A 24,514-nucleotide genomic window follows, 5' to 3' on the forward strand; every position below is an offset into this window, starting at 1 on the left:
CCGCCGCCGACGGGACGGATGACTCGGTGGGTTCGGTCAGGGGGCGATGTCCCACTGCTGGCATGTGTTGTCGAGTTGCTGCCACTGGCGGACCGTGGTGCCGTTGGCCGTTCCGCAGTTCGCGACGTCCAGCGCCATTCCGGTGTTGACGTTGGTGATGCTGTAGTGGCTGCCGGCCTTGGTGACGTCCCACTGCTGGCAGGCGTTGCCGAGCGAGGCCCACAACTGGACGGCGGTGCCGTTGCTCTCCCCGCAGTTCTTGTCGTCCAGGACCGTGCCGCTGTTGACGTTGGTGATGGTGTAGTGGCCGTTGCCTGCGGCGGCGAACTTCCACTGCTGGCAGGTGTTGCCGAGCGAGGACCAGATGTCGACCGAAGTCCCGTTGGCGGTACCGCAGTTCACCGCGTCCAGGACCTTGCCGGAGTTGGTGTTGGTCAGGCGGTAGGCGGTGCCGGCGACGGGGAAGGCGGCGGCCGGCGTGGTGTAGCCGACGGAGGTGACGTTGGCCTGAACGGCGTTGTCGGCGGCGTCGGTCGGGTAGCCGGAGGTCATGACGCCTTCGAAGAAGGAGCCGTCGGACCCGTTGCTGTTGTCACCGCCGGTGCCGAGGACGATGGCGCCCTCCATGTGCATCGGGGTGTAGCCGCCGAGGTTGGGTAGAGCGCCGTTGTACCAGGTGGTCAGAGAGCCCGATTGTGCGTTGCCGCCCTTGATGGCGTAGGTCGTCGTGCCGTTGTTCTTCTCCATGGCGGTGACGTACTCGCTGGAGTTGCCCTTGTTGTTCGCGTTCGAGCCGTTTCCTCCGAAGAAGAGCCCGTTCTCCAGGTCCGCCTCGACCCAAGGGCCCGATCCGGCGCCGGAACACGAGAACCAGCACTCCGTACCGAAGTTGATCGCGTCCATGTGTCCGTTGCCGGTGTCGTTGCCGGACGTCTCGGCGTTGCCGTAGTCGAAGCAGCACCGGTGGTTCACGTGGTGGCCGCTGGTCACCATGTACGCGCCCTCGGGCGAGCTGCCGGTGGCGATGCCCGTGGTGCTGTTGTCGCGGTAGCCGACGCCGGCGGACACGAAGACGCCGTATGCCGCGTGGCCGCCGACCGTGACCGGCAGGGCGTTGGCGATCGCGCCGACGTCCTGTCCGCCGTTGCCGCCCGGTCCCTCGATGGTCAGGTCGTTGTGGTTCGGGCTCTGGTCGTAGATCTTGGTGATGACGCAGGTCGTGCCGGCGCAGAAGGAGTCCTGTGCCGCGGCGTTGGCGTAGCCGCCGGCGGTGAGTACGCCGATGTTGGTCGTGGCGGAGTCCGAGGTGCGCTTGACCTGGTAGAGAGCGCCGTTGTAGGAGGCGTAGAGCGCCCGCGTGGTGCTGTGCGCCGCGGCGCAGGGCGTCCCCGCGGAGGCGTAGATGTCGCAGGGCAGGGACGAAGCGGCCTGAGCCGTCCCCGCGGTACCGATGACTCCGGCCAGGATGCCGGCGAGCAGCGTGAGGACCGCGCCCACCACCTTCAGCCGGATCCCTCTCAGGTGTCTGCCTATCACTGTGAACCTCTTCCGTCGTGCGTTCTTGTCCGGCGCGACGCCGCGTGCGCAGGGAGCAGGGGGCGTCGACCGCTCAGCGGGGGAGGGGGGATGTGAGCGCTAACAATGGAGGACGTCTCGGATGCCGCCCCTCATCCGAGCTGTAGGGAGGCGAGGGTGCGGTCGGCCTGTCGGTCGCTCTGTTGGGGCTGGACCGCGGTGTTGTGTCCGCGCCGTTCTCACGTGGTCGGTGACTGATCGACCGGTCTCGCGACACCATCTTTTTACGCCGCGGTGAACTGCAGGCAACACAGTTGAACAGTCAAGAGTGCGGAAACTAAGGTCATGCGCTGCTTTGGCCCCGGTGCTCGGTCGGCAGCCATCCTGCTCCGCCATGGGTGACGGATGAGCAGGTCAAGGCGGTTCTCGGCCCTGGCAACGCGGTTAAGAATTCCGAAAGACAGTACGGGGAGCGATTGACCTACCGAAAATGTGTGCGCTAACAATTCCCCCACAACGCTCCTGGTGTCGGCCGGGAACCGCACCGCTCGAAACGTGACGCCGCGTGAGGAGGTTGAGCATGGAAGGGGCTCGTGCACCCGTGATGGCGGACGTGGCCCGGATCGCGGGCGTCTCGCACCAGACCGTCTCGCGGGTCCTCAACGACCACCCGAACGTGCGGCCCGTCACCCGGATCCGTGTGCTCGCGGCGGTCCGCGAACTCGGCTACCGCCCCAACGCCGCCGCCCGCACCCTGGCAACACGCCGCACCCGCACCCTCGGTGTGATCAGCTTCAACACCACGCTGTACGGCCCGGCCTGCATGCTCTACGGCATCGAACAGGCGGCCCGGCAGCAGGAGTACTTCGTCACCGTGGCCGCCGTCGGCGCGCTCGATCGGCGTTCGCTGCTGGACGCCGTCGACCGTCTCCGGGACCAGGGCGTGGCGGGAATCATCGTCATCGCGCCGCAGACCGCCGCGGTCGGCGCACTGGCGAACGTGCCGCCGGACGTGCCCTTGGTCGCGGTCGGCTGCGGTACCCACACCGCGTTGGCCTCGGTCGCCGTGGACAACGAGGCGGGTGCCGAGCTCGCCACCTCCTACCTGCTCGACCTCGGCCATCACACGGTGCACCACCTGGTCGGGCCGCGTTCCTGGCTCGACGCCCAGGAGCGTGAGGCCGGATGGCGCAACGCCCTGGAAAAGCGGGACGCCGCGGTGGCCGAGCCGCTGGTCGGCGGTGACTGGACGGCCCGCACCGGATACGAGCACGGTCGACGGATCGCCGCAGACCCCGATATCACCGCGGTGTTCTGCGCCAACGACCACATGGCGCTCGGCCTGCTGCGGGCGCTGCAACAGGCCGGGCTCCGGGTGCCCGAGGACATCAGTGTCGTCGGCTTCGACGACACGCCGGAGGCCGAGTACTTCGGACCGTCACTGACCACCGTCCGCCAGGACTTCGACGAACTCGGCCGACGTGCCCTGCGTGCGCTGATCGAGATCGTCGGTGATCCCGACGCCGGGATTCCGCCGGCCAACGAGACACCTCACATCGTCATCCCGCCCAGTCTGGTGGTGCGAACCTCGGCGACCCGTCCCAGACACTGACCGACCCGTCCCAGACACTGACCGACGCACACCGGCCGAACCATCGTCGGAGTCTCGCCCGTCGTCCGTCGCACCACCGACCTGCCCACAGGAAAGGAAACCGACATGGGCCGCTCCCAGTTACCGTGATCGCCAACGCTCCGGCTGCGGGACAAACACCACGTCGTCCGGCTCCCGATCGTCAGGGGCCCGCCGTCGCAAGTGACGTGCCTAGGCCGAACGACCGCGCCGTCCAGGCCGTTTGGGCTGTGAAACCGGCGAAGTGGTGGCCGACCGCACGCGATCCGGAGCTTCCCCGGCGGCCGCGACCGCTTCACCCAGGCCACCGTCCCGCCCAATGGCCCACATGTTCTGACTAACCATCAGGCGACTTGGCATCACCGACCTGCCGCCCCTGCCACGGTCACACGGTCGGCTCCCACCCGGCGGCATTCCTCCGCCATCTACCGGTCCACCCGCGCGATCCGCCGGATCCAGGCCGGCCACTCGCCCGCCGACGACTCCCGAGTGGACCACCCTCAACCTCCCCGCCCGCCCCTGGGCACCGGTGTGCCATCGGCCGGGCCCGGCGGCCGGGATCGCGATCCAGTCATCCCCAGTTGCCCACATCCGTCCCGGTCGTGGGCTCGCCCCCCGACACGCCTAGAAGGGCGCTGATCACCCATGATTCGCACCAGACGAGCCCGCACTGTGGCCGCCGCGACCGCCGTGCTCATCTCGCTCACCGCTGCCGGCTGCTCCAAGAACGCGGGCGGCTCCGACTCCTCCGGCTCGGCGCGCTCGAGCGCGGGCTCCAGCGCGGCCCCGGTCGCGCTGGCCGGTTCGGTCAGCTTCAACCAGACGAGCCTCGCCAAGCTCGACGCGGCGCTGAAGTCGGCGCTGGCCGGCAAGGACGTGTCCAAAGTCGACATCGCGATGGTCGTGAACGTGGCCGCCGACTACTGGAAGGCCGGTCAGGTCGGGTTCCTCAAGGGTTGCTCCGACCTCGGCGTCGCGAAGAGCAAGTGCACGTACTTCGCTCCGGCCAACGGCAAGTTGACCGAGCAGAACTCGGAGCTGGAGACCCTGCGCTCGCAGGGCGTCACCGGCTACTCGATCTCGGCGATCGACCCGACGTCAGCTGCGGGGACCATCCACTCCGACGTTCAGAAGGGCATCGGCGTCCTGGCGATCGACTCGCCGCTGCCCGGCACCGACGCGGCCTCGCTCTACCTCGGCACCCCGAACTACACCGCCGGATTCCAGGCGGGCACCGCGATGAAGCAGGTGCTCGGCGGCAAGGGCAAGGTGGCGATCCTGGTCGGCTCGCTCACCGCGTCGAACGCCACCCAGCGCATCGCGGGCTTCGAAGCCGCGCTGAAGGGCACCAAGATCACGGTCGCCCAGAAGGTCAACGACAACCTCCAGGCCAGCACCGCGACCTCCGACGCCGAGACCATCCTGGCCAACAACCCCGACGTCAACGGCCTTTACGGCGTTTACTCCTACGACGGCCCCGCGCTGGCGCAGGCGGTGACCTCGGCGGGCAAGACGTCTTCGGTGCACATCGTGTCCGACGATTCCGACGCCCAGACCCTGAAGTTCATCAAGTCCGGCGTCATCTCCGGCACCGTTGTGCAGATGCCGTACCAGCAGGGCTACACCGGGGCGTACATTCTGGCCGCGGAGAAGGTGCTGGGCAAGGCCAAGACGATGGCGATCGTCAAGCCGTACCTGGAGAAGGACGGTTCAACCCTGAGCTCCGGCGTGGGCCTGGTCACCCAGTCCGACCTGAGCGCGTACCAGTCCCTCGAGTCGAAGCTCGGGATCGGCTGAGCATGACGGCCACAAGGAACGCCCCGGGCCGCGCGATCACCGCGCGGCTGCGGGGAGTGCACAAGTCCTACGGACCGGTGCGCGTCCTGGACCTGCCGGAACTCGACCTCTACGCCGGCCAGGTGATCGGCGTGGTCGGCGAGAACGGCGCCGGAAAATCCACGCTGATGGGCACACTGGCCGGATCGGTCCACCGGGACGGCGGCGAGATCCTGATCGACGGCGAGCCCCTCGTCGCGGGGTCCACCGAGGCCGCTGGGCAACTCGGTATCGCCATGGTCTCGCAGGAGTTCCCTCTGGTGGGACAGCTCTCGGTGGCGGAGAACCTGCTGCTCGGCCGCCGTCCGCGGAAGTCGCAGCGGCGGTTCCTGGTGGACCGTGCCGCACAGCGGGCCGAGGCCGAGGCGATGCTGACGGAGATCGGTGTGTCCGCGGAGACGATCGCGGTGAGCCGGGAGGTGCGCACCCTTCCGGTGCCGACGCGGCAGATGATCGAGATCGCCAAGGCCTGGGGCCGCGAGCCCAAGCTGCTGATCCTTGACGAGCCGACCTCCTCCCTGGGTCCGGTCGAGGCCGAGATGGTGCTGGGCCTGGCCCGGCAACTGGCCGAACGCGGCGGCACGGTGCTGTTCATCGGGCACCGTCTCGACGAGGTACGGGACATCAGCGACCGCGTCCTGGTGTTGCGCAACGGCAGGCTGGTCGCCGACCTCGAACCGGCTCAGGCCACCGAGGATCGGCTGATCCGGGAGATGGTCGGCGGTGAGGTCACGCAGGGTGAGCCGAAGGCGTCGGCGGCGAGCCCGGTCCTGCTGCAGGTCGAGGGCCTGACCGCGGACGGTCTCGGCCCCGTCGACCTGGAGGTGCGCGAGGGCGAGATCCTCGGCGTGGCCGGACTGATGGGCTCGGGCCGTAGCCGCCTCGTCCACACGATCGCCGGCGCGCAGCCCTCGACGGGCGGCCGGATGCTGCTGGGCGGCGAGCCCTACCAGCCGCGGGGCGCGGGTGACGGCGTGGCGGCCGGGATCGCGCTGATCCCCGAGGACCGCAAGGAGCAGTCGCTCGTGCTGTTCGCGTCCATCCGGTCGAATGTCGTCGTCTCGGTGCTCAGGCGGATCAGCACCCGGGGCCTGCTCGGCCCGGGCCGGGAACGCGCCGAGGCACGGAAGATCACCGAGAACGTCAACGTGCGGATGCGGTCGGTGGAGCAGCCGATCGGCTCGCTGTCCGGCGGCAACCAGCAGCGCGCCATCTTCGGCCGCGCCTTCGCCGCGCAGCCGCGTCTGCTGCTGCTCGACGAGCCGACCCGCGGCGTGGACGTGGGCGCGAAGGCGGAGATCTACAAGCTGATCGACCGTGCAGCCGAGCAGGGCATGGCGCTGGTGGTGGCCTCCTCAGAACTGGAGGAACTGCTGTGGATCTGCCATCGCATCGCCGTGATGAACCACGGGCGGGTGGTCACGGTCCTCGACCGGGCCGATGCCACCAAGGAACGGATCATGACGGCCGCGGCCGGAACGTCCCCCCTCAACCAGGCATCGCCCGATCAGGCATCGCCAGATCAGGAACAGCCCGATCAGGAACAGCTGACGAACGGAGCCACAGCATGAGCGCTCAGAGCACGCTCGTACCCGACGAGGTCGTGCCGCGTTCCCGCCCGGCGGTATCGAGCCTCGCCCGCAAGCTCGCGGCCTCCCCGGAGGCCGGCGTGATCATCGCCTGCGTGCTGGTGTTCGCCGGGATCGCGGCCAATGCGGACACGTACACCGCGGTGGGCAACCTCCAGGTGATGGGCCGCGACCTGTCGCAGGTCGGCATCCTGGCGATCGGCGAGTCGCTGGTCATCCTGACCGGTGGCATCGACCTCTCGGTGGGCGCGCTGGCCGGTCTGGCCGGCATCCTGGCCGCCTGGATGAACGTGAACGAGGGCCTGCCCGCGCCTCTCGCCATGCTGCTCACGCTCGTGATCTGCGGCGGCGTCGGCCTCTGGCACGGTGTCATGGTCACCCGCCTGAACGTGCCGCCCTTCGTGATCACCCTGGTCACCTACACCGTGGCCCAGGGCCTGGCACTCGCGATCACCAGCGGCTCGCCCATCAACAACCTGGACCCGATGTTCAGCAACCTGAGCCAGTTCTACATCGGCCAAGTGCCGGTTCCCGCACTGTTCTTCGTGGGAGCGGCCGCCATCGCCTGGTTCGTGCTGGAGCGCACCTACGTGGGCCGCCAGATCTACGCGGTCGGCGGCAACAAGGAGGCCGCCCGGCTGGCCGGCATCCCGACCGCCCGCCGGATCACCTCCACCTACGTCGCCAGCGCCGCGCTGGCCGGTGTGGTCGGCATCATGGTGATCGGCCGGATGAACGTGGCCGACCCCTCGGTCGGCGCCGGCTGGGAACTGACCGCGATCGCCGCCGCGGTGGTCGGCGGCATGTCGCTCTCCGGCGGCGAGGGGCGTATCGCCGGCATCGCGGCCGGCGCGATCCTGCTGGAGTTCATCACCAACGGCCTGCTCGCGCTCAAGGTCAGCCCGTACGACCAGCAGGTGGTGCAGGGAGCGGTTCTCGGCGTCGCCATCCTGCTCGACCGGGTGCGCGCCCGCTACTTCGGCAGGAGCCGCAGCTAGCACGTCCCTCGACTCCGCCGATCCGGACACGGATGCCGCCTCGGCTCCCTCAGAAGATCGAACAGCGATCGATATGTCGAATACGTCCATTACGTCAATGTGAGGAGGCTGATGGTGAACGCCGGAGACGAGACAGCCGGGAACCCGGAACCCTGCGTCGTAGGAGTCGACTTCGGGACGCTGTCCGGCCGGGCCGTGGTGGTCCGTGTACGGGACGGCGCGGAGTTGGGGACCGCCGAGCAGGGGTACCGGCACGCGGTCCTGGACCGGGAGCTGCCCGACGGGACATCTTCGGCTGGTTCATCCGCACCGGCTTCCCCGCGTCGTACGCCGAAGAGGCCGCCGCCCTGGGGCGTGACCCGCACGAACACCTGACGGCGCTGGCGGCCGGGCAGCGGGTGGGCGAGCACGGTCTGATCGCGCTGGACTGGCAGAGCGGCAACCGCAGCGTCCTGGTCGACCACGACCTCAGCGGCGTCGTGGTGGGCCTGACCCTGTCCACCCGCCCCGAGGACGTCTACCGGGCGCTGCTGGAAGCCACCGCCTTCGGCACCCGCACCATCATCGAGACATTCGAGACCGCCGGCGTGCCGGTACGAGAGCTGATCATCGCGGGCGGGCTGACCAAGAACGCGCTGCTGATGCAGATCTACGCCGACGTCACCCGCCGTCCCCTCGGTGTCATCGACTCGGCACAGGGTCCCGCTCTCGGCGCGGCCATGCACGCCGCGGTGGCGGCCGGGGCGTACGCCGACATCCGGGCGGCCTCCCACGCCATGGCCAAGGCCCGCCCAGCCGTGTTCCTCCCCGACCCCGAGCGGGCCGGGGCCTATGACCGCCTGTACGCCGAATACCGGCTCCTGCACGACTACTTCGGCCGCGGCGCCAACGAGGTCATGCACCGACTGCGCCGGATCCGCGCCGAGGCGTCATGTCGGAAGCCTGCCCCCGGCCAGGCCGCGCCCGTGACTGTCAGGCGGCGTTACCCGCCGAGGTCCGGGCGGCACCAGGGACCGGGACGTCGCCCGTGTCCTCGGCGACTGCGGCCTTCGCCGGTGCCCCGATTCCGAGCTTCTCGAGGATCTTCTTCTCGATCTCGTCGGCGAGGCCGGGGTTGTCCTTGAGGAAGTTGCGGGCGTTCTCCTTGCCCTGGCCGAGCTGGGCGCCCTCGTACGTGTACCAGGCGCCCGCCTTGCGGACGAAGCCGTTCTCCACGCCCATGTCGATCAGGCCGCCCTCGCGGCTGATGCCCTGCCCGTAGAGGATGTCGAACTCGGCCTGCTTGAAGGGCGGAGCGCACTTGTTCTTGACGACCTTGACGCGGGTGCGGTTGCCGACCGCGTCGGTGCCGTCCTTCAGCGTCTCGATACGTCGGATGTCGAGCCGCACCGAGGCGTAGAACTTCAGCGCCCGGCCACCGGTCGTGGTCTCCGGCGAGCCGAACATCACGCCGATCTTCTCGCGGAGCTGGTTGATGAAGATCGCGGTGGTCTTGGACTGGCTCAGCGCACTGGTGATCTTCCGCAGCGCCTGGCTCATCAGACGGGCCTGCAGACCCATGTGGGAGTCGCCCATCTCGCCCTCGATCTCGGCGCGTGGCACCAGGGCCGCGACGGAGTCGATCACGATCAAGTCGATCGCGCCGGAGCGGATCAGGATGTCGACGATCTCCAGCGCCTGTTCACCGTTGTCCGGCTGGGACAGGATGAGGTTGTCGGTGTCGACGCCGAGCTTCTTGGCGTACTCGGGGTCGAGTGCGTGCTCGGCGTCGATGAAGGCCACCGAGCCGCCGGCCTTCTGTGCGTTCGCTACTGCGTGCAACGTCAGGGTCGTCTTGCCGGAGGACTCCGGCCCGTATACCTCCACCACACGGCCGCGGGGCAGACCGCCCACGCCGAGCGCCACGTCCAGCGCGGTCGATCCTGTAGGGATCACCTCGATGGGCTCATTGGGCCGCTCGCCGAGGCGCATGACCGCGCCCCTGCCAAATTTCCGCTCGATCTGTGCGAGCGCGGTGTCCAGCGCCTTCTCGTGGTCGGTTCCTGCCATGAGCTTTCACCCGGTCCGATTGTGTGGCACGCCGCACGTCGGAGAACGTGAGCGTCTACTGCCGACAACGGACGTCTCGGAGATCCCAGTAAACGAACATCCGATCGATTTGCGTGTCCAGTGAAAGGTACCAAACAGAGGGGAGCGGGACGGGTCGCGCTCCGGACGCAGACCGCGCCGCCGCCCGCTTTCCCTCGCTGAACCGCGGCGCCGTCGAATGTCGTCACTGCTTCCGAGAATGCCCTCCACCGACTTCGTGACGTTAGCAATGGGTCGTGGATGAACGAGGAGGAGGCAGAGCGCGTTCATCTTTCCGTGGAGCGGTTGCTGATGCGGTTGCCTGAAGGTTCTACGGTAGGGGTGGTCACCCCATTCCGTGCTCAGAAGGACCTGATCGCCGAGCGCTGGAAGCACGAGGGGCGCGTTCGGGTCGGCACGGTGCACGCGTTCCAGGGGGGACAGCAAGACGTGATCCTTTTGTCCCTGGTAGCAGGTGCGAGAATGCGCCCCAGTGCGGTCAACTGGCTCTGCCGCGAGGTCAATCTGTGGAACGTGGCCATCACCCGCGCCCGCTCGCACCTCATCGTGTTCGGCGACCGCGACTTCTGGTCGGTTCGGGCGGGCATGCCGCATGCAGTGCTGGACGCGGCTGAGGCCAAAGCAGCGCTGCTTTCGCCCGGTGCGAACTCCGGGCAGCAGGACGAGCTTGTTGGCGACCGGCTTCAACTCATGCTGGCAGACGCGATGTCCGGAGTCCTGCTCGACAGGAACGTCACGGCTGACGGCTACCCCTACGACTTCGACGTCCGCCGAGGCACGGGTGCTGTCCAGGTCCGGCTGGACCACGGGGCGTCCTCCGACATGGAGGACGCACGCCACTTGAAGCTCGCCCTCAGCCACACGGCCCTGCTGCCGAACGGCGTGCGGCTGCCTGCCTGGCATGTGTGGGCCGACCGAGCGGAGCGAGTGACGGCGCGGCTCGGCGGCCCGTGAGGAGGCCGAGTACAGGACCTCGTTCGATCAGGTCGCGGGGCGCTCCGCGGTCGGCGAGGGCGCGGACCTTGGTCCCGATCACGTCCTCCTCCGCGAGGACGGGCCCGTACGGGCTTTGGGTGACTGGCCGCCAGAAGATTTCCTTGAGGATGTCGACTTCGCATTCCTCCCCGGTGGCCGGGTCGGACACGGTGAAGCGGGCGGACAGCGGGGCGGTCTCCAGCGCGTGCACCTTCCAACCGCGGGCTTCCAGGCCGGCGCGGAGCGTGGCGGCGATGTCGGCCATGGGGGCCGGGTTCTCGGTGGCGACGTCGAGGTCCTGGCTGGGGCGGTTCACGAGGCGGTGGGCCCGCACGGCGTATCCACCGGTGAGAACCAGTGGATACGGGGAACCTAGCGCGATCACATCCGCCAGGAGCCGCGTGTGCAGCTCCGGCATGTCCGTCACGCGGCTGCCCGGGTGCGGGAGGCGAGCTGGGGGAAGGCGTCTTCCCATACGGCGCGCACGGTGCGACCGACGAGGGTGCGCAGCACAGGCCACAGCTGGAGGAGTAGGTCCCGGTTGAGGTACCGGGGCAGGTCATCACGCAGGCCCTCGTGCAGGACGGTGCGGTACAGGCCCATGCGCTGGCGAGGCTTGGTCAGGTCGTACGAGGTCATCCCCGACCAGGCCATGTGCAGCGGCAGCTCCACGATCCCCTGGGCCGGGCCGGACAACTCATCCAGCGACTCCGGCAGACGACGCCGGAACTTCTCCCGGTAGAGCGCGAGGTCCTCGGCGTCTGCGCCCCGGAGTCCCTTGGCGCGGGTGCGGGGTGCTGTGAGCTGGAGGGCATGAGTCCATTATGGCGGCCGGAGGAGTGGCGCGGGTCATGATGAGCGAGCCGGTGTCTGACGTGAGAGAGGCGGAGCCTGCTGGGGAGCTGCCTTTAGCAGCTCGGTCTGCCCGAGTGGGCAGGACGGGCAATCGGTCGTGACGCTCTGGTCGTCCGCACGCCTCGCGGTGAGCCGAGAAGGCGGCTCTGACCTGGCCTTTTCCCTCACTCGCTCAGGTCGGCACCTTTCCGATGACGTCGCACGTGGAGTGTGTGGCGATTCTTGAGCCCGCTGCAAAGGGTCTCTGACCTGCAGTTTTCCTAGGTTGCTCAGGCGCGTCCGGGTGCGCTCGACGTTCCCCGAAATACACGACGTGGAACGTGTCCTGGTGCCGGGGAGTGGGTTCGACCTGCGGCTTCGTGGGCGTCTCGCGAGGTGATGGACGCGTTCTCCTCGGCCCGTGGGGGCGTATGGGAAACCGTCCTGACGCTCATTTGACGCTGTTCCCGACGGAGCGTCAGGTCGGCGGCCCGCCCGCTTTCGATGCTGAGGCATACAAGCAGCGCTACGCGGTAGAGCGATGCATCAACCGGTTCAAGCGGTGGCGCGGCCTGGCCATGCGAACGGACAAGCTTGCCATCGCCTACCAGGCCGCACTCGGCCTCGCCGCCATCCTCATCTGGCGATGACGAAAGAGAAAGAGACTAGGCGGGCCCTGAAGAGGAGGGATCGACTGTTGGTCATGACGCTCGTTTGACGCTCCGAGCATCCGAAGGGCGCTTTGGTGGAGCAGTAAATGGGTCTTGACCTGCGAATACGACAGACCCTCTCCCTTCTGGCGTCTTTCCGTATGGAGCCGGAAACCGGCTCGCCCGTCTGCCCTGGTCTGCCGCCCGCGGCGCACCCGGCACGTAACGGACCTGCTCGGATGGACAGCGAAGAGCCGCCGTCGGCGGCCGTGTGGATCGATCTCATTGGTTGAGATTTCACTTACCCTGGTGAGGTCAAGTAAGGCTTGCCTTATATGCTGCCCTCGCCCTGCCGCCCCATCTGGTGTGGCTGGGGTGCACCGTCTTCTCCCGGACGACAGGACCCCCATGCGTACGACCTCCCGTGGCCTCTTCGCGGCGCTTGCTCTCACCCCGCTGCTGGCCGGCTGTTTCGTGTCCGGCGAAGGAGGCTCGGGTACGGATGCAGAAGGCGGGTCGGCGGGCCGGCTGAGGGTGGCTCTCGCGGTGCCGCCGGTGCAGGCTCTGTCGCCATACAGCAACGACGCCACCTTGCTGAGCAAGCTTTCCGTCGCCGAGGGCCTGACCGCGCTGGACAAGAACGGCGCCGCCGCGCCCGCGCTGGCGAAGTCCTGGAAGCAGACGAACGACACCACCTGGACCTTCGAGCTGCGCAAGGCCACCTTCCAGGACGGCGCCCAGGTCACAGCCGAGTCCGTCGTCAGCGCGCTCGACCACGCGGGTGCCGCCGTGCCCAAGCCCCGCGTCCTCAGTGAAGTGACCCTCACCGCGAAGGCCGAGGACGCTGACACCGTCACCATCAGCACCAAGGCGGCCGACCCGGTGCTCCCGCTGCGGCTGGCCAGCCCGGCGCTGGGCATCCTCGCGCCGAAGGCGTACGCGAAGGACGGCACGGTCAGCCCGGTCGGCACCGGAACGGGCCCCTTCGAGATAGCGAAACTCACCGGCAAGTCCAGGGCCACACTCGACCGTTACGACGGCTACTGGGGTGGCAAGGCCAAGGCGTCCGGGATCGACGTGACGTGGATAGCCGACGGCGCCGCCCGCGCCAACGCCCTACGCGGCGACGACGTCGACATCGCCGAGTGGATCCCCACCGCCCAGGCGAAGCTGCTGGACGAGAAGACCCGTCACGAGGTGCCGTCCGTACGGACCGACAGTCTGATCCTCAACACCGGCAGCGGCCTGTTCACCGACCCCGCACTGCGCGCGACAGCCCGCGAGGCCGTGGACGGCGCCGCGCTCGTCGACTCGGTCTTCGGTGGGTACGCCGACCCCGCGCAGGGCCTGTTCGGGCCCGCCGTGTCCTGGGCAGCCGGCAAGCGCGTCGACGTCACCGGCCGCGCTGAGGCCGCGACCACCGCACAGGTCAAGTCCAAGGCGAAGGGCAAGACCCTGCGCCTGGCCACCTACACCAACCGCGCGGAACTGCCCGAGGCAGCGACCGTCGTCCAGCAGCAGCTGGAGAAGGCCGGGTTCACGGTGAAGCAGGACGTGCGCGAATACACGCAGATGGAGGCCGACCTGCTGGCCGGCAAGTACGACGCGCTCGTCTTCTCTCGCGTGACGCTTCTCGACACCGGCGACGCGGTCGCGTACCTGGCGAGCGACTACACGAGCGACGGCGTGTACAACATCGCCGGTCTGAAGGACTCCAAGGTGGACCAGGCCATCAAGTCCGCCGCCGAGGAAGGCGACACGGCGAAGCGACAGCAGAAGATCATGTCGGCCGAGGCGGAGATCCTGCGCACCGACGCCGTCGTACCCCTGGTCCATGAGAAGGTCGTCCAAGGCGTCGCCACGGACGTCGAGGGGGTGCTCCTCGATCCTCGCGAGCGCTCCCTGATCGACGTCGACACCCGCCTGAAGTAGATGAGCGTCACGTCGGTCGCTGTCGATGCCCGTCCAGGGCGCTGGCGGGCGGGCATCGGCCGCCTCGCCGCCGGGGCGGCGTTGCTGACGGCCGTGAGCCTGCTGCCCTGGCTGTCCGGCAACGACCCCGCGCTGACCGTCCTGCGGGCCCGCTCCGCCGACCAGGATCCGACCCCCGCGCAACTGGCCGCCGTACGTGAGCAACTGGGCCTGGACGAGGGGCCGTTCGCGCATCTCGCGCAATGGCTGGGCGGGCTGCCGCGGGGCGACGCGGGCACTTCCTGGGTGTCGGGCGAAGCGGTTCTGCCGCAGGTGACGGCCGCCTTCGGGGTCTCCTTCACGCTGATGCTCGGCGCGCTCGTGGTCACGATCGCGGTCGCCGCGCTGGTCAGTGGCCGCACGCTGTATCTCGGCTCCCGGCGGCGGCTGCGCCGGAGGAGAGGGGCCACCGGGGCCGCCGTCCTCGCCGCGCTGCCCAAGTTTCTGCTCGCCTCACTGCTCGCCACCGTGTGCGGGGTGTGGCTGGGCTGGTTCCCGTCCAGTGGGTGGGAGGGGCCGTCGTCGATGGTGCTGCCCGCGCTCGCCCTCGGTGTCCCGTCCGGGGCGATGATCGGCGGTCTGCTCGACCAGTCGCTGCCCGCCGCCTTCAACGAGCCGTGGGCCAGGACCTGGCACGCCTACGGGTTTGCTGCCGGTCGCGTCGCCCGGCATGCGCTGCGCCGGACGCTGGCCGGGGTGCTTCCGCAACTCCTGCCGACCGTCGTGGCCCTGGTCGGCGGTGCTGTCGCGGTGGAAAAGATCTTCAACATCCCGGGGCTCGGCCGCCTCGCCCTGGACGCCGCCATCGCTCAGGATCTCCCGCCCCTGCAGACCGCGACACTGGTTCTGGTCCTGATGGGCATCGCGGCCGGTCTGCTGATCCAGGCCATGCGGCGCGCTCTCCTCGGTCCCGCCCTGCGGGACGGCGCCCTGCCCGCACTGCACGCGCCGCCCCTCCCACAAGGGCGCTCCAGCCGCTGGGCCGCCGGAGCCTGTGCCGTCGCCCTGCTCACCCTGGTCCTCGCCGGACTGCTGCGCGATCCCCTGCACGTGGACACGGCGGCCCGGCTGCTCCCGCCCTCGGCCGCACACCCGTTGGGTACGGATGCGCTCGGCCGCGATCTGCTGGCCCGGTTGGGCCAAGGGGCGCTGCGTACGGTGGGCGTGGCCCTCGCGGTGACGGCGGTGTGCACCGTCACCGGGCTGTTGCTCGGCATGGCGGCACAGGTGGGCGCGGGACTCACGGAAGTGGTCTCGACGCTGCCGGCGGTCCTCGCCGGACTCCTGACGACCGCGGTGACCGGACCGTCGGCCTGGGGCGCCGCGTGCGCGGTCTGCCTGGTCGGCTGGACCCCCTACGCCGCACAGGCCGCGGCCCTGCTCGAACAGGAACGGGCCAGCGGCCACATGCTCGCGTCCATCTCCTTCGGCGCCGGCCCGGGATATCTGCTCCGCCATCACCTGCTGCCCGCCGTACTGCCCGCCGTGCTGCGTAACGCCCTCCTGCGCTTGCCCACCACGGTCCTCGTGCTGGCCTCCCTCGGATTCCTCGGTCTGGGCGAGCAGCCGCCCACCGCGGAATGGGGCCGCCTGCTGTCGGAGAACCAGCCGTACGTGGAACTGGCGCCCTGGACCGTGCTCGGCCCGGCATGCGCACTCGTCCTGCTCTCCGTTCTCTCGGTGTCCGGAACGGCGTGGGGACGGAGCGGATCCCGGCCGTGACGCTCATCTGACGCTCGGGGATCCGGTCTCCCGCTCGGCGGCCCTGAAAATCCACCCTGACCTGCAGGTTCCACCGGTGTCGCCCACCTGACGTGTTTTCGATGACGCATCATGTGGAGTGCGTTGCGGTGCTTGAGCCGGTCGCGAAGGGCTCCTGACCTGCGGTTTCGCGCGTGTGCATTATGCGCATTCATCTCGGGCGGGAGAGCGGGGGCGGGCCAACGAAGGCCCACGACCGTCTTGTCGGCGTCGATTCCCTGGCTCCGGGTGGGGAGGCTGGTGGAAGTCTTCACGCTCTGTATGTCGATGACACATGCCGACGGGCTGGAACTATACGGCCCTCCATCTGCCCCCAGCTGCATCAGCAGGCCATTGAGCTGGGCGAACACTTGCGCCGCTCGTGAGGCTACCAACGATGATCAACTCGTTGTCCGAGGTGTGCCCTCGGTAGTGCATGCCGACTCCGGCCTCCCGTTACACGCGTTGCGCGTGCTGCGGATGCCGGTGATGAGCCGACAGTTCGTGACGCCGGGCTCCACGTGGAGTCATTTATGCTCGCGCCCAGTTGGTATGACCAGTTCGCTTCAGGGGGCGGGGAGCCGCATGGCCGATGAGATCAGGTACGAGTACAAGGCCGTGCAGACGGTTCGGGGCACCGACGGTTTGGTGATCTCGAAGATGCAGAAGGACGGATGGGAGCTCGTGGAACAGCTCCCAGGCAGACTTCGCACCACCCTCAACTTCCGTCGGGCGAAGAGGCCACTGCCTTGGCGTCTGATCGGGGCGGGGGCAGCCGCCCTCGTGGTCTTGGCCGCCATCATCGGCACGGGCGTTGCGCTCGGCGACGGCGACGAGGAGAAGGGCCCGTCAGCCAGTTCGACGGCCGCCAGTGAGAAGCCTTCGGCTACGCCGCACGCAGACGAGCCGACTGCCGCTGAGGTGATCACGGCGCAGAACAATCGCGAGTTCGCAGCGTTGTTGAAGGCGGACCCGTGTGACGAAGCGAACGTGAACTTCGCAACCAAGCACGAGGGGCAGACGGTCGCCTTCGACGGGTCAATCAGGCACATGGCGGCCCACGCGGATGACCGGACCCGCTACGACTTCCTTCTCGGCCCGGGCGACAAGGGGCCGCAGACGACGGATGGCCCGAACTTCAAGTACGAGGACGTCAACACCGGCAACCTCCACCTGACCGGCAAGGAGGTCCCTGCCACCATTGCAGTTGGCGACAAGTTCCGCTTCATCGCCGAGGTGGTCGAGTTCAACACGGTCCAGTGCCTATTCCGCCTCGCCCCGGTCTCGACGGAGACCCGGTAGCCGAAATGGGCAGCCTTCCCATCATGGAGGGGACTGCCCGATGGAACGGCCCCCTGCTCCATCCATTCGAGAGTTTTGACCTTTCCCACCAGCTTGCCGGGCGGCAGCGCCATCCTTGACCCATGCCCGCATCCAACCCTGCCCAGCGGCTCGCCGACCACGTTCAACACCTACTTGGCAGCGGTCCGTTTCCCAAGCCCGGCGGATGGACCCACATGGGTGCTGTCATCTGCGACGTCAGCTTTCAGCCCCGGTGCAAGTACGAGAGGACTCTCCGACCGCGGCTCCTCCATCTGCAATTGAGCTGGGCTGATGCAAGAACAGTCCGCGGCTTCCAGCGCCGGCTCGTCACGGAAGACCTTGGCGTGGCCATGAAGTTCAACCACGCACAGAAGGTCGCGACGGCTCACGCCATCACGGACCTCCTCGCTGCCCACGGGGTCGATACCTGCGAGGACCTCCACGCCTGGCTCGATCATCAGGCCAATCGCGCCGCTCTGCGCACGGTGAAGGGAGTGGGGCCGAAGAGCATTGACTACATAGGCAATCTCGTCGGCCGTTCGCACGTCGCCGTTGACGTACATCTGCGCGCCTTCGCCGTGGATGCTGGTGTTCCGGACCTCCCATACGACCAGTTGCGCGCAGTGTACGAGGAAGCCGCCGCGCTTCTCGGGCACGACAAAGGCGGACTGGAGCATGCCGTTTGGCGGCATAGGTCGAAGGCCACGTAGCCACCCAGCGGGCCTGGCCGTTGTAGGTGAGGGTTACAGCAGGCTGATCTGCTCGTGGATGATGCGCGGCCGAGTTCGCGGACCTTGTCTCCGGTCTTCTCCTCCCATCAACAACGTAAGGAACTTGAGTGGGTGATGTCGGAGCCGTTCGCCTGACGGCGGCCGGTTCGCTCCGGTAGCGCTGGACCGTGAGATACGCGCAGGGCGGCGGGTTGACCGACGCCGGGAGGGCCGCGAGGGAACGGGTCCGGCTGCAGGCGGTGGAACGCTTCGAGGGCGGGCAGAAGATCAGGGAGATTGCTGCCGCGCTGCGGGTCAGTGAGCGGTCCGTGGAGCGGTGGCGCCGCCAGTGGCGCGAGCGCGGCAAAGCGGGGGTCCTGTCGAAGGGATCGCCGGGGCGGCCGAGGCTCAGCGAAGCGCAGATCGCGAGGCTGGAGCGGGAACTGGCCGGAGCAACCGGGGGTCGCAACCGGCTGTGGGTGCGCCAGGCCCCCCCACCTCCACCATCGTGGCGGTCGCCCTTCGGCGCGACCGAGGATCGCAACCAGAACAGGATTGCCTGGAGCGAACGATGCCTCCAGGCAACCGACTTCAGGCTCTAGAAGAACCCAAGTTTCTTCGGACTGTATGAAACAAGAAGGTTCTTCGTCTGCTGGTAGTGCTCCAGCATCATCTTGTGGTTCTCGCGTCCGATCCCGGACTGCTTGTAGCCGCCGAACGCGGCATGCGCCGGGTACGCGTGGTAGCAGTTCGTCCAGACGCGCCCCGCCTGGATGGCCCGTCCGGCGCGGTACGCCGTGTTGATGTCGCGTGTCCATACGCCCGCGCCGAGGCCGTACAGCGTGTCGTTGGCGATTTTCACCGCGTCGTCGAAGTCGTCGAAGGACGTCACCGAGGCCACCGGGCCGAAGATCTCCTCCTGGAAGATCCGCATGCGGTTGTCGCCCTCGAAGATCGTCGGCTGGACGTAGTAGCCGCCCTTCAACTCGCCGTCGTACTCGACGCGTTCCCCACCCGTGAGGACCCTCGCGCCCTCCTGCCGGCCGATGTCCAGGTAGGAAAGGATCTTCTCCAGCTGGTCGTTGGACGCCTGGGCTCCGATCATCGTGTCCGTGTCGAGGGGATGGCCCGGCTTGATCAGTTCGGTGCGGGCGACGGCCGCCTCCAGGAACTCCGCGTAGTGGCCGCGCTGGATGAGGGCCCTCGACGGGCAGGTGCACACCTCGCCCTGGTTGAGGGCGAACATCGTGAAGCCTTCGAGCGCCTTGTCGCGGAAGTCGTCGTCCTTCGCCCAGACGTCGTCGAAGAAGATGTTGGGCGACTTGCCGCCGAGCTCCAGGGTGACCGGTTTGATGTTCTCCGAGGCGTACTGCATGATCAGCCGCCCTGTCGTGGTCTCGCCCGTGAACGCCACCTTCGCGACCCGCGGGCTGGACGCGAGCGGCTTGCCCGCCTCCGCGCCGAAGCCGTTGACGATGTTCACCACGCCCGGCGGAAGAAGGTCGGAGATCAGGCTCATCCAGTAGTGGAGGGAGGCCGGGGTCTGCTCGGCGGGCTTGATGACGACCGCGTTGCCGGCGGCAAGGGCGGGGGCGAGCTTCCACGTCGCCATCAGGATGGGGAAGTTCCACGGGATGATCTGCGCGACGACGCCGAGCGGCTCGTGGAAGTGGTACGCCACGGTGTCGTCGTCGAGCTCGCCCAGCGAACCCTCCTGGGCGCGGATCGTGCCGGCGAAGTAGCGGAAGTGGTCGATGGCGAGCGGGATGTCGGCCGCCAGCGTCTCTCGCACCGGCTTGCCGTTCTCCCAGCTCTCGGCGACGGCCAGGGCTTCGAGGTTGGCCTCCATCCGGTCGGCGATCTTCAGCAGGATGCCGGAACGCTCGGTCACCGACGTGCGACCCCAGCCGGGCGCCGCAGCGTGCGCCGCGTCCAGAGCGCGTTCCACGTCCTCCGCCGTGCCGCGGGCGACCTCCGTGAACGGCTGCCCGTTCACCGGCGACGGGTTCTCGAAGTACTGTCCGCGGGCCGGCGGTACGTACTCGCCTCCGATGAAGTGGTCATAGCGCGCCTGGTAGGAGACGATCGCGCCTTCGGTTCCGGGCGCCGCGTAACGGGTCATGCTGCCGGCCTCCTTCAGAAGCGCTGCCCGCCGTTGGGCAGCTCTCGGCGCGAGGCTAGGGAGCGGGAGGTTGCAGGTACGTTGCGTGAACCAGGCGTCGGGTACGTGGGATCACGGGCGGGGTACGTGGGACACGCCGGGTACGCGGCGTGGCCCTGTCACCGGCGGCCGAAGGCGCCCTCGCTCAACGCCCCGACGCACGCGACCTGGCCGCCGGCCCCGCCAGCTCCGACTCGAGCGCGGAGAGGCGGGCCCGGATCGTCGCCGTCGGTCGTACCGCGGCGAGTGCCCGCCATACGTCGAGGTCGTCCTCGCCCCAGGGCGCGTGCGCCCAGTCAGCCAACAGGTCGGGATCGCGGCGGGCGACGAGCGCCGTACGCAGTCCGTCGGCGAGACGGCGCCTGAGCCTGACCACCGACGGGGCCTGGGAGCCCGGCAGCAGCGGGCCCGGGTACGCGGTCACCGCCGCCGTGACGGCGCCGGTCTCCAACCGCCGCTCCACCACGGCCACATCGGACTCGACGGGCACGGTGAGCCGGTACGGCCGTGACGTGAGCAGACCGGGGCCGAGCAGCCGGCGTAGCCGCGCCAACTCGGCGCGCAGCGTCACCGGCGTCACCGACTCGTCCTCGTACAGCGCGCACAGCAGTTCGTCGCCGGTCAGTCCCTCGGGATGGCGGGCCAGCAGCAGCACGATCTCGCTGTGCCGACGGCTGAGCCTGATCCTGCGGCCGGCGGTGAGCAACAGCGCCTCGTCGCGGCCCAGCGCGGTCAGTTCGGCCGTGTCGGTGGCGGGCCCCTCGGGTGCGAGCAGCGCCAGGTGGGATTCGGCGGCCCGCGCGACGGCCTGCACGAAACCCAGGCTGTGCGGATGCGCGAGCCGGTCCCCGCCCGTGATGTCCACCGCACCGAGCACCCGCCCGGAACGCGGATCGTGCACCGGTGCCGCCGCGCACGTCCAGGGCTGGACCCTGCGGATGAAGTGCTCGGCCGCGAACACCTGTACCGGCCGGTCGAGGGCGATCGCCGTACCCGGCGCGTTCGTGCCGACCGCCGTCTCCGCCCAGCGGGCACCCGGCACGAAGTTCATCCGCCCGGCCTGTGCGCGAGTGGCCGGATGACCCTCCACCCACAGCAGCCTGCCGTGTGCGTCGCACACCGCGAGCAGGTGCTCGCCGTCGGAGGCGAACGTGCCCAGCAACTCACGGAACAGCGGCATCACCCGCGCCAGCGGATGCTCGGCCCGGTAGGCGCCGAGGTCGCCGTCCATGAGGTCCACGCACGCGGTGCCGTCGGGTCCGACGCCGGCCCGCGCGGAACGCCGCCACGAGTCGGCCACCACCGATCGCACCGGCCGCGGCACCGTGCCGGCCTCGGTGAACGTCTCATGCGCGCGCCGCAGCATCCGAAGGCGCTCGGCGGGGTCGGCCCCCGGTTCGAGGGCCACCCAGGGATCGGTCAAATCGGCCTCCCTGAAGGGCGATGCGGTCGGGGACATCGTCACTCCGGGTGCGCGCCCGGACAACCGTTTCGACCGTGGTCATCCGTGCTCATCCGAAAGGCAGCCCCGCCGCCGCTCCGGGGCGGACGCCCGCCGTCGACGTGGCACGACGGCCGCACTTCTCGTGCATCACGGTACGGCGCCTGCCGGTTGGGCAGCAGCGCACACCGTGCTTCGGTGGACGAGGGAAGGATGGTGGAAAACTCCCTCACCCGCATGGGTGGGGCCGGCCCGGGGTCAGGCCCGTTCGGCCACGGCTGCCGGGTCGTCGAGGACCCCCCGCACCACCGAGTGCGCGGCCCCCAGCAACGGTCCCTCGGAGCCCAGCCGGGACACGGACACCGGACAGGCCGGTCCGGCCGTGCGCCGGGCCAGTTCCTCCCGCAGGGACGGCAACAGCCACGGCGCGAGCCCGGCCAGCGCACCGCCGAGCACCACGCCCACCGGATCCAGCAGGTTGACCGCCCCGGTCAGCGCGATGCCGAGCGCCTCTCCCGCGTCGCGCAGCGCACGCCGTACGTTCTCGTCCCCGTCCGCGGCGCGTCCCGCGAGCAGCCCGACGCGATCCTCGCCCGGCTCCAGACCGGCCGCCCGCAGCACCGCCTCCTCGCCGGCGTACTGCTCCAGGCACCCCCGGCCGCCGCACGGACAGTCCGGTCCGTCCGGCCGGACCGGCACATGCCCGAGCTCGCCCGCGAATCCGCGCGTTCCGTGCAGCAGCCGTCCGTCCACCACGAGCGCCGCGCCGATGCCGATCTCCGCCGACACGTGCAGGAAGTCGCGGGGGGTGCCGTCACCGAGCCAGAGTTCGGCCAGCGCACCGAAGTTGGCCTCATTGCCGACGGCCAGCGGGTACTCGTTCGGCAACAGGGCGCCGAGGTCCGTGTCGTGCCAGTCGAGGTTCGGGGCGCGTACGACGGTACGGGCGTCGCGCGCCACCAGCCCGGGCACGGCCACGGCGAGCCCCGCGGGCCACAGACCCTCGCGCTCCGCCTCACCGACCACGGCACGGACCAGTTCGGTGAGCTCGTCGATCACGGGACCTGGGGCGCGCCCGCGGTTCGCGCCGTACCGCACGGCCCTGGACCGCACCTGACCGCGCAGGTCGACCGCGCAGACCGCGAGGTGGTCGACGCCGATCTCGGCGCCGATCCCGGCGGGACCGTGCCCGCTGACGGCGAGCGCCGATCCCGGTCGGCCCACCCGGCCGGGCCGCTCGGGGCCCAGCTCCTCCAGCAGTCCGGAGCGTATGAGTTCGTCGACGAGGGTCGACACCGCGGCCCGGGTCAGACCGATGCGCGAGGCGACGGCGGCACGGGACAGCGGCCCCTCGGCACTGACGGTGTGCATCACCCGGGCGAGGTTGCGGCGGCGCATGCCCTGCTGGGTGTCGGGCAGGGCACGGCCGGGGCCGGCCGGGTGGGCCTCGTGCAGCGGTGCGGTCATGCCTCCGTCCGTCCTTGCTCGGTGATGTCGACGGTCACCCACAGGTAGGGCGGCCGGTGGCCACGAGAGGGGCGCCCGCCAGTCACACAAGCGCCCTCAGTGGTCTTCCGTCCCCCGCTCCAGCAGCGGCGCCGCGTCGGAGAGTACCCCGGCGATCCTGGCCAGTGCCGCCTCGTCCCGCTCGACGGCGTCCAGCACCGGCCCGGATGCCGTGTTCCAGCGCCGGGCGACCGCGGCCGGATCCTCGCCGGTCAGCAGGCCGGCCGCCTGGGCCGCAGCGCCGAGCGCCACCAGCTCCCTGGCCTCGGGCACCTGCACCGGGCGCCCGGACAGTCGCCGTACGGTGGCCTGCCAGGCCGTGCCCCGGGCGCCGCCGCCGATCAGCAGCAGCGGGGTCGAGCGGTCCGCGTCCTCGTCGAGGACCAGGTCGAGCGCGCCGAGCAACGAGTGCACGGCACCGTCGTAGGCCGCCTGCAGGAGCTGTCCGCCGGTCGTGTCGTGGCGCAGCCCGTGCAGCAGCCCCGAGGCGTTCGGCAGTGCGGGTGTGCGCTCGCCGTCCAGGTAGGGGAGGAGGGTGACGCCGGTGGTGGGTTCGACGGCCTCGCGGTCCAGTCCCAGCAGGGCCGCGACCCGGTCCACGGCGAGGGTGCAGTTCAGGGTGCAGGCCAGCGGCAGCCAGTCGCCGTGGGCGTCGGCGAAGCCCGCCACGGTGCCGGTCGGGTCCGCGGGGCGGCGCTTCGACACGGCGTACACCGTGCCCGAGGTGCCGAGGCTCATCACCGGCGTACCGGGCCGCAGGCCCAGGCCGAGCGCGGCGGCCGCGTTGTCGCCGGTGCCGGGAGCCACGAGGGTGCCCTTGGAGAACGGCAGGTCGTGGCCGTCGCGCACGGTACCGGCCACCTCGCCGGGCCGGACCACCCGGGGCAGCAGGGCGGGGTCGAGCCCCACGTGGGCGAGGATCTCCTGGTCGTACGACTCCGTCCCCGACGCCCACCAGCCGGTGCCGGAGACGTCGCCGCGGTCGGTGGTGCCCTGCCCCGTGAGGCGCTCGGTGAGGTAGTCGTGGGGGAGGCGCACGGCCTTGGTCGCCCGGACGGCCTGCGGCTCGTGCTCGGCGAGCCACGCCCACTTCGTCACCGTGAAGGACGCGGCCGGCACCGAGCCGGTGCGCTCGGCCCAGAACTTCGCGCCGCCCAGCTCCTCGGTCAGCCGCCGGGCCTGGGGCGCCGAGCGCACGTCGTTCCACAGCAGGGCCGGGCGTACCGGCTCGCCCCGCGCGTCCAGCGTGACGAGCCCGTGCTGCTGCCCGCCGATCGACACCGCGGCCGCCTCGCGGGCCGCGTCACCGCACTGGCGCAGGGCCTCGCACAGGGCGTCCCACCACTGACGCGGGTCGCTCTCGCGCCCCGCCCCGGAGGACACGGTGTGCGGTGCCTGGCCGCTCGCGACGACCTGTCCGGTCGCCACGTCGACGACCAGCGCCTTCGTGGACTGCGTGGACGTGTCCACGCCGACGACGAGCGGACCCTCGGCTGCTGACATCGTGCTCTCCCTAAATTTTTCCGCGGCTCTGCGGGGTCTGTCTT

15 protein-coding genes and 6 pseudogenes are annotated in these 24,514 nt (G+C 69.6%); 13 read left to right on the top strand and 8 right to left on the bottom strand.

Annotated features, from left to right (window positions below; genetic code table 11):
- Positions 1-36 precede the first annotated feature (36 nt).
- A complete protein-coding gene (locus ACWBNA_RS20075; RefSeq protein ID WP_482705801.1) occupies positions 37-1,536 on the bottom strand; it encodes an arabinofuranosidase catalytic domain-containing protein in 1,500 nt (499 codons plus the stop codon).
- A gap of 559 nt (positions 1,537-2,095) precedes the next feature.
- On the opposite strand from ACWBNA_RS20075, the gene ACWBNA_RS20080 reads away from it, so the two are divergent.
- From ACWBNA_RS20080 to ACWBNA_RS20105, 6 genes and pseudogenes are all read left to right on the top strand, one after another.
- Complete coding sequence (locus ACWBNA_RS20080; protein ID WP_482705802.1) at positions 2,096-3,127, top strand: LacI family DNA-binding transcriptional regulator; 1,032 nt, start codon at positions 2,096-2,098, stop codon at positions 3,125-3,127.
- 690 nt (positions 3,128-3,817) lie between these two features.
- Positions 3,818-4,942 (top strand): substrate-binding domain-containing protein, encoded by a 1,125-nt coding sequence (locus tag ACWBNA_RS20085; protein ID WP_482705803.1) that lies wholly within the window; start codon positions 3,818-3,820, stop codon positions 4,940-4,942.
- 2 nt (positions 4,943-4,944) lie between these two features.
- A complete protein-coding gene (locus ACWBNA_RS20090) occupies positions 4,945-6,552 on the top strand; it encodes a sugar ABC transporter ATP-binding protein (protein ID WP_482705804.1) in 1,608 nt (535 codons plus the stop codon).
- Positions 6,549-7,568 (top strand): ABC transporter permease, encoded by a 1,020-nt coding sequence (locus ACWBNA_RS20095; RefSeq protein WP_482705805.1) that lies wholly within the window; start codon positions 6,549-6,551, stop codon positions 7,566-7,568. The genes ACWBNA_RS20090 and ACWBNA_RS20095 overlap by 4 nt, the downstream gene beginning before the upstream one ends.
- Positions 7,569-7,679: 111 nt before the next feature.
- Positions 7,680-7,943, top strand: a complete 264-nt coding sequence (locus ACWBNA_RS20100) for a hypothetical protein (RefSeq protein WP_482705875.1) — start codon at positions 7,680-7,682, stop codon at positions 7,941-7,943.
- Positions 7,853-8,500: pseudogene (locus ACWBNA_RS20105) on the top strand (FGGY-family carbohydrate kinase); the annotation flags it as partial. The gene ACWBNA_RS20100 and the pseudogene ACWBNA_RS20105, both read left to right, overlap by 91 nt.
- A 40-nt stretch (positions 8,501-8,540) precedes the next feature.
- Here ACWBNA_RS20105 and recA read toward each other — a convergent pair.
- Positions 8,541-9,617 carry a recombinase RecA gene (recA, locus tag ACWBNA_RS20110; RefSeq protein WP_482705806.1) on the bottom strand — a complete coding sequence of 359 codons (1,077 nt, stop codon included), beginning with the start codon at positions 9,615-9,617 and terminating at the stop codon, positions 8,541-8,543.
- A gap of 273 nt (positions 9,618-9,890) precedes the next feature.
- On the opposite strand from recA, the pseudogene ACWBNA_RS20115 reads away from it, so the two are divergent.
- Positions 9,891-10,610 (top strand): annotated as a pseudogene (locus ACWBNA_RS20115) (C-terminal helicase domain-containing protein); the annotation flags it as partial.
- A 22-nt stretch (positions 10,611-10,632) separates the two neighbouring features.
- Here ACWBNA_RS20115 and ACWBNA_RS20120 read toward each other — a convergent pair.
- A pseudogene (locus ACWBNA_RS20120) lies at positions 10,633-11,049 on the bottom strand (nucleotidyl transferase AbiEii/AbiGii toxin family protein); the annotation flags it as partial.
- A gap of 5 nt (positions 11,050-11,054) precedes the next feature.
- Positions 11,055-11,446: pseudogene (locus ACWBNA_RS20125) on the bottom strand (hypothetical protein).
- Between the two features lie 495 nt (positions 11,447-11,941).
- On the opposite strand from ACWBNA_RS20125, the pseudogene ACWBNA_RS20130 reads away from it, so the two are divergent.
- The 6 genes and pseudogenes from ACWBNA_RS20130 to ACWBNA_RS20155 all read left to right on the top strand — a co-directional run.
- Positions 11,942-12,115: pseudogene (locus tag ACWBNA_RS20130) on the top strand (transposase); the annotation flags it as partial.
- A gap of 408 nt (positions 12,116-12,523) precedes the next feature.
- The gene (locus tag ACWBNA_RS20135) at positions 12,524-14,047 is read left to right on the top strand and encodes an ABC transporter substrate-binding protein (protein ID WP_482705807.1); all 1,524 of its coding nucleotides are present in this window, start codon (positions 12,524-12,526) and stop codon (positions 14,045-14,047) included.
- On the top strand, positions 14,048-15,808 hold the full coding sequence (locus ACWBNA_RS20140; protein ID WP_482705808.1) for an ABC transporter permease subunit: 1,761 nt from the start codon (positions 14,048-14,050) through the stop codon (positions 15,806-15,808).
- Between the two features lie 603 nt (positions 15,809-16,411).
- Entirely contained in the window at positions 16,412-17,128 is a 717-nt protein-coding gene (locus tag ACWBNA_RS20145; RefSeq protein ID WP_482705809.1) for a DUF4839 domain-containing protein, read from the top strand.
- 122 nt (positions 17,129-17,250) lie between these two features.
- Positions 17,251-17,859 (top strand): HhH-GDP family DNA glycosylase, encoded by a 609-nt coding sequence (locus tag ACWBNA_RS20150; RefSeq protein ID WP_482705810.1) that lies wholly within the window; start codon positions 17,251-17,253, stop codon positions 17,857-17,859.
- A 188-nt stretch (positions 17,860-18,047) separates the two neighbouring features.
- A pseudogene (locus ACWBNA_RS20155) lies at positions 18,048-18,305 on the top strand (helix-turn-helix domain-containing protein); the annotation flags it as partial.
- A 152-nt stretch (positions 18,306-18,457) separates the two neighbouring features.
- On the opposite strand, the gene exaC reads toward ACWBNA_RS20155, so the two are convergent.
- The 4 genes from exaC to xylB all read right to left on the bottom strand — a co-directional run bounded on the left by exaC (position 18,458) and on the right by xylB (position 24,470).
- Positions 18,458-19,981 carry an acetaldehyde dehydrogenase ExaC gene (exaC, locus tag ACWBNA_RS20160; RefSeq protein ID WP_482705811.1) on the bottom strand — a complete coding sequence of 508 codons (1,524 nt, stop codon included), beginning with the start codon at positions 19,979-19,981 and terminating at the stop codon, positions 18,458-18,460.
- Between the two features lie 184 nt (positions 19,982-20,165).
- Positions 20,166-21,443, bottom strand: coding sequence for a GAF domain-containing protein (locus tag ACWBNA_RS20165; protein WP_482705812.1), 1,278 nt, complete (start codon positions 21,441-21,443; stop codon positions 20,166-20,168).
- Between the two features lie 276 nt (positions 21,444-21,719).
- Positions 21,720-22,928 (bottom strand): ROK family protein, encoded by a 1,209-nt coding sequence (locus tag ACWBNA_RS20170; RefSeq protein WP_482705813.1) that lies wholly within the window; start codon positions 22,926-22,928, stop codon positions 21,720-21,722.
- A gap of 96 nt (positions 22,929-23,024) precedes the next feature.
- Positions 23,025-24,470, bottom strand: coding sequence for a xylulokinase (xylB, locus tag ACWBNA_RS20175; RefSeq protein ID WP_482705814.1), 1,446 nt, complete (start codon positions 24,468-24,470; stop codon positions 23,025-23,027).
- Between the last annotated feature and the right edge of the window lie 44 nt (positions 24,471-24,514).

Source organism: Streptomyces sp. Q2 (genome assembly GCF_056820935.1).

Bases quoted from the DNA above. Each gene is read 5' to 3' on its own strand.
- ACWBNA_RS20100 (WP_482705875.1), top strand. From the start codon at position 7,680: ATGGTGAACGCCGGAGACGAGACAGCCGGGAACCCGGAACCCTGCGTC.
- ACWBNA_RS20140 (WP_482705808.1), top strand. From the start codon at position 14,048: ATGAGCGTCACGTCGGTCGCTGTCGATGCCCGTCCAGGGCGCTGGCGG.
- ACWBNA_RS20170 (WP_482705813.1), bottom strand. From the start codon at position 22,928: ATGACCGCACCGCTGCACGAGGCCCACCCGGCCGGCCCCGGCCGTGCC.
- ACWBNA_RS20150 (WP_482705810.1), top strand. From the start codon at position 17,251: ATGCCCGCATCCAACCCTGCCCAGCGGCTCGCCGACCACGTTCAACAC.
- recA (WP_482705806.1), bottom strand. From the start codon at position 9,617: ATGGCAGGAACCGACCACGAGAAGGCGCTGGACACCGCGCTCGCACAG.
- xylB (WP_482705814.1), bottom strand. From the start codon at position 24,470: ATGTCAGCAGCCGAGGGTCCGCTCGTCGTCGGCGTGGACACGTCCACG.
- ACWBNA_RS20095 (WP_482705805.1), top strand. From the start codon at position 6,549: ATGAGCGCTCAGAGCACGCTCGTACCCGACGAGGTCGTGCCGCGTTCC.
- ACWBNA_RS20090 (WP_482705804.1), top strand. From the start codon at position 4,945: ATGACGGCCACAAGGAACGCCCCGGGCCGCGCGATCACCGCGCGGCTG.
- exaC (WP_482705811.1), bottom strand. From the start codon at position 19,981: ATGACCCGTTACGCGGCGCCCGGAACCGAAGGCGCGATCGTCTCCTAC.
- ACWBNA_RS20145 (WP_482705809.1), top strand. From the start codon at position 16,412: ATGGCCGATGAGATCAGGTACGAGTACAAGGCCGTGCAGACGGTTCGG.
- ACWBNA_RS20135 (WP_482705807.1), top strand. From the start codon at position 12,524: ATGCGTACGACCTCCCGTGGCCTCTTCGCGGCGCTTGCTCTCACCCCG.
- ACWBNA_RS20080 (WP_482705802.1), top strand. From the start codon at position 2,096: ATGGAAGGGGCTCGTGCACCCGTGATGGCGGACGTGGCCCGGATCGCG.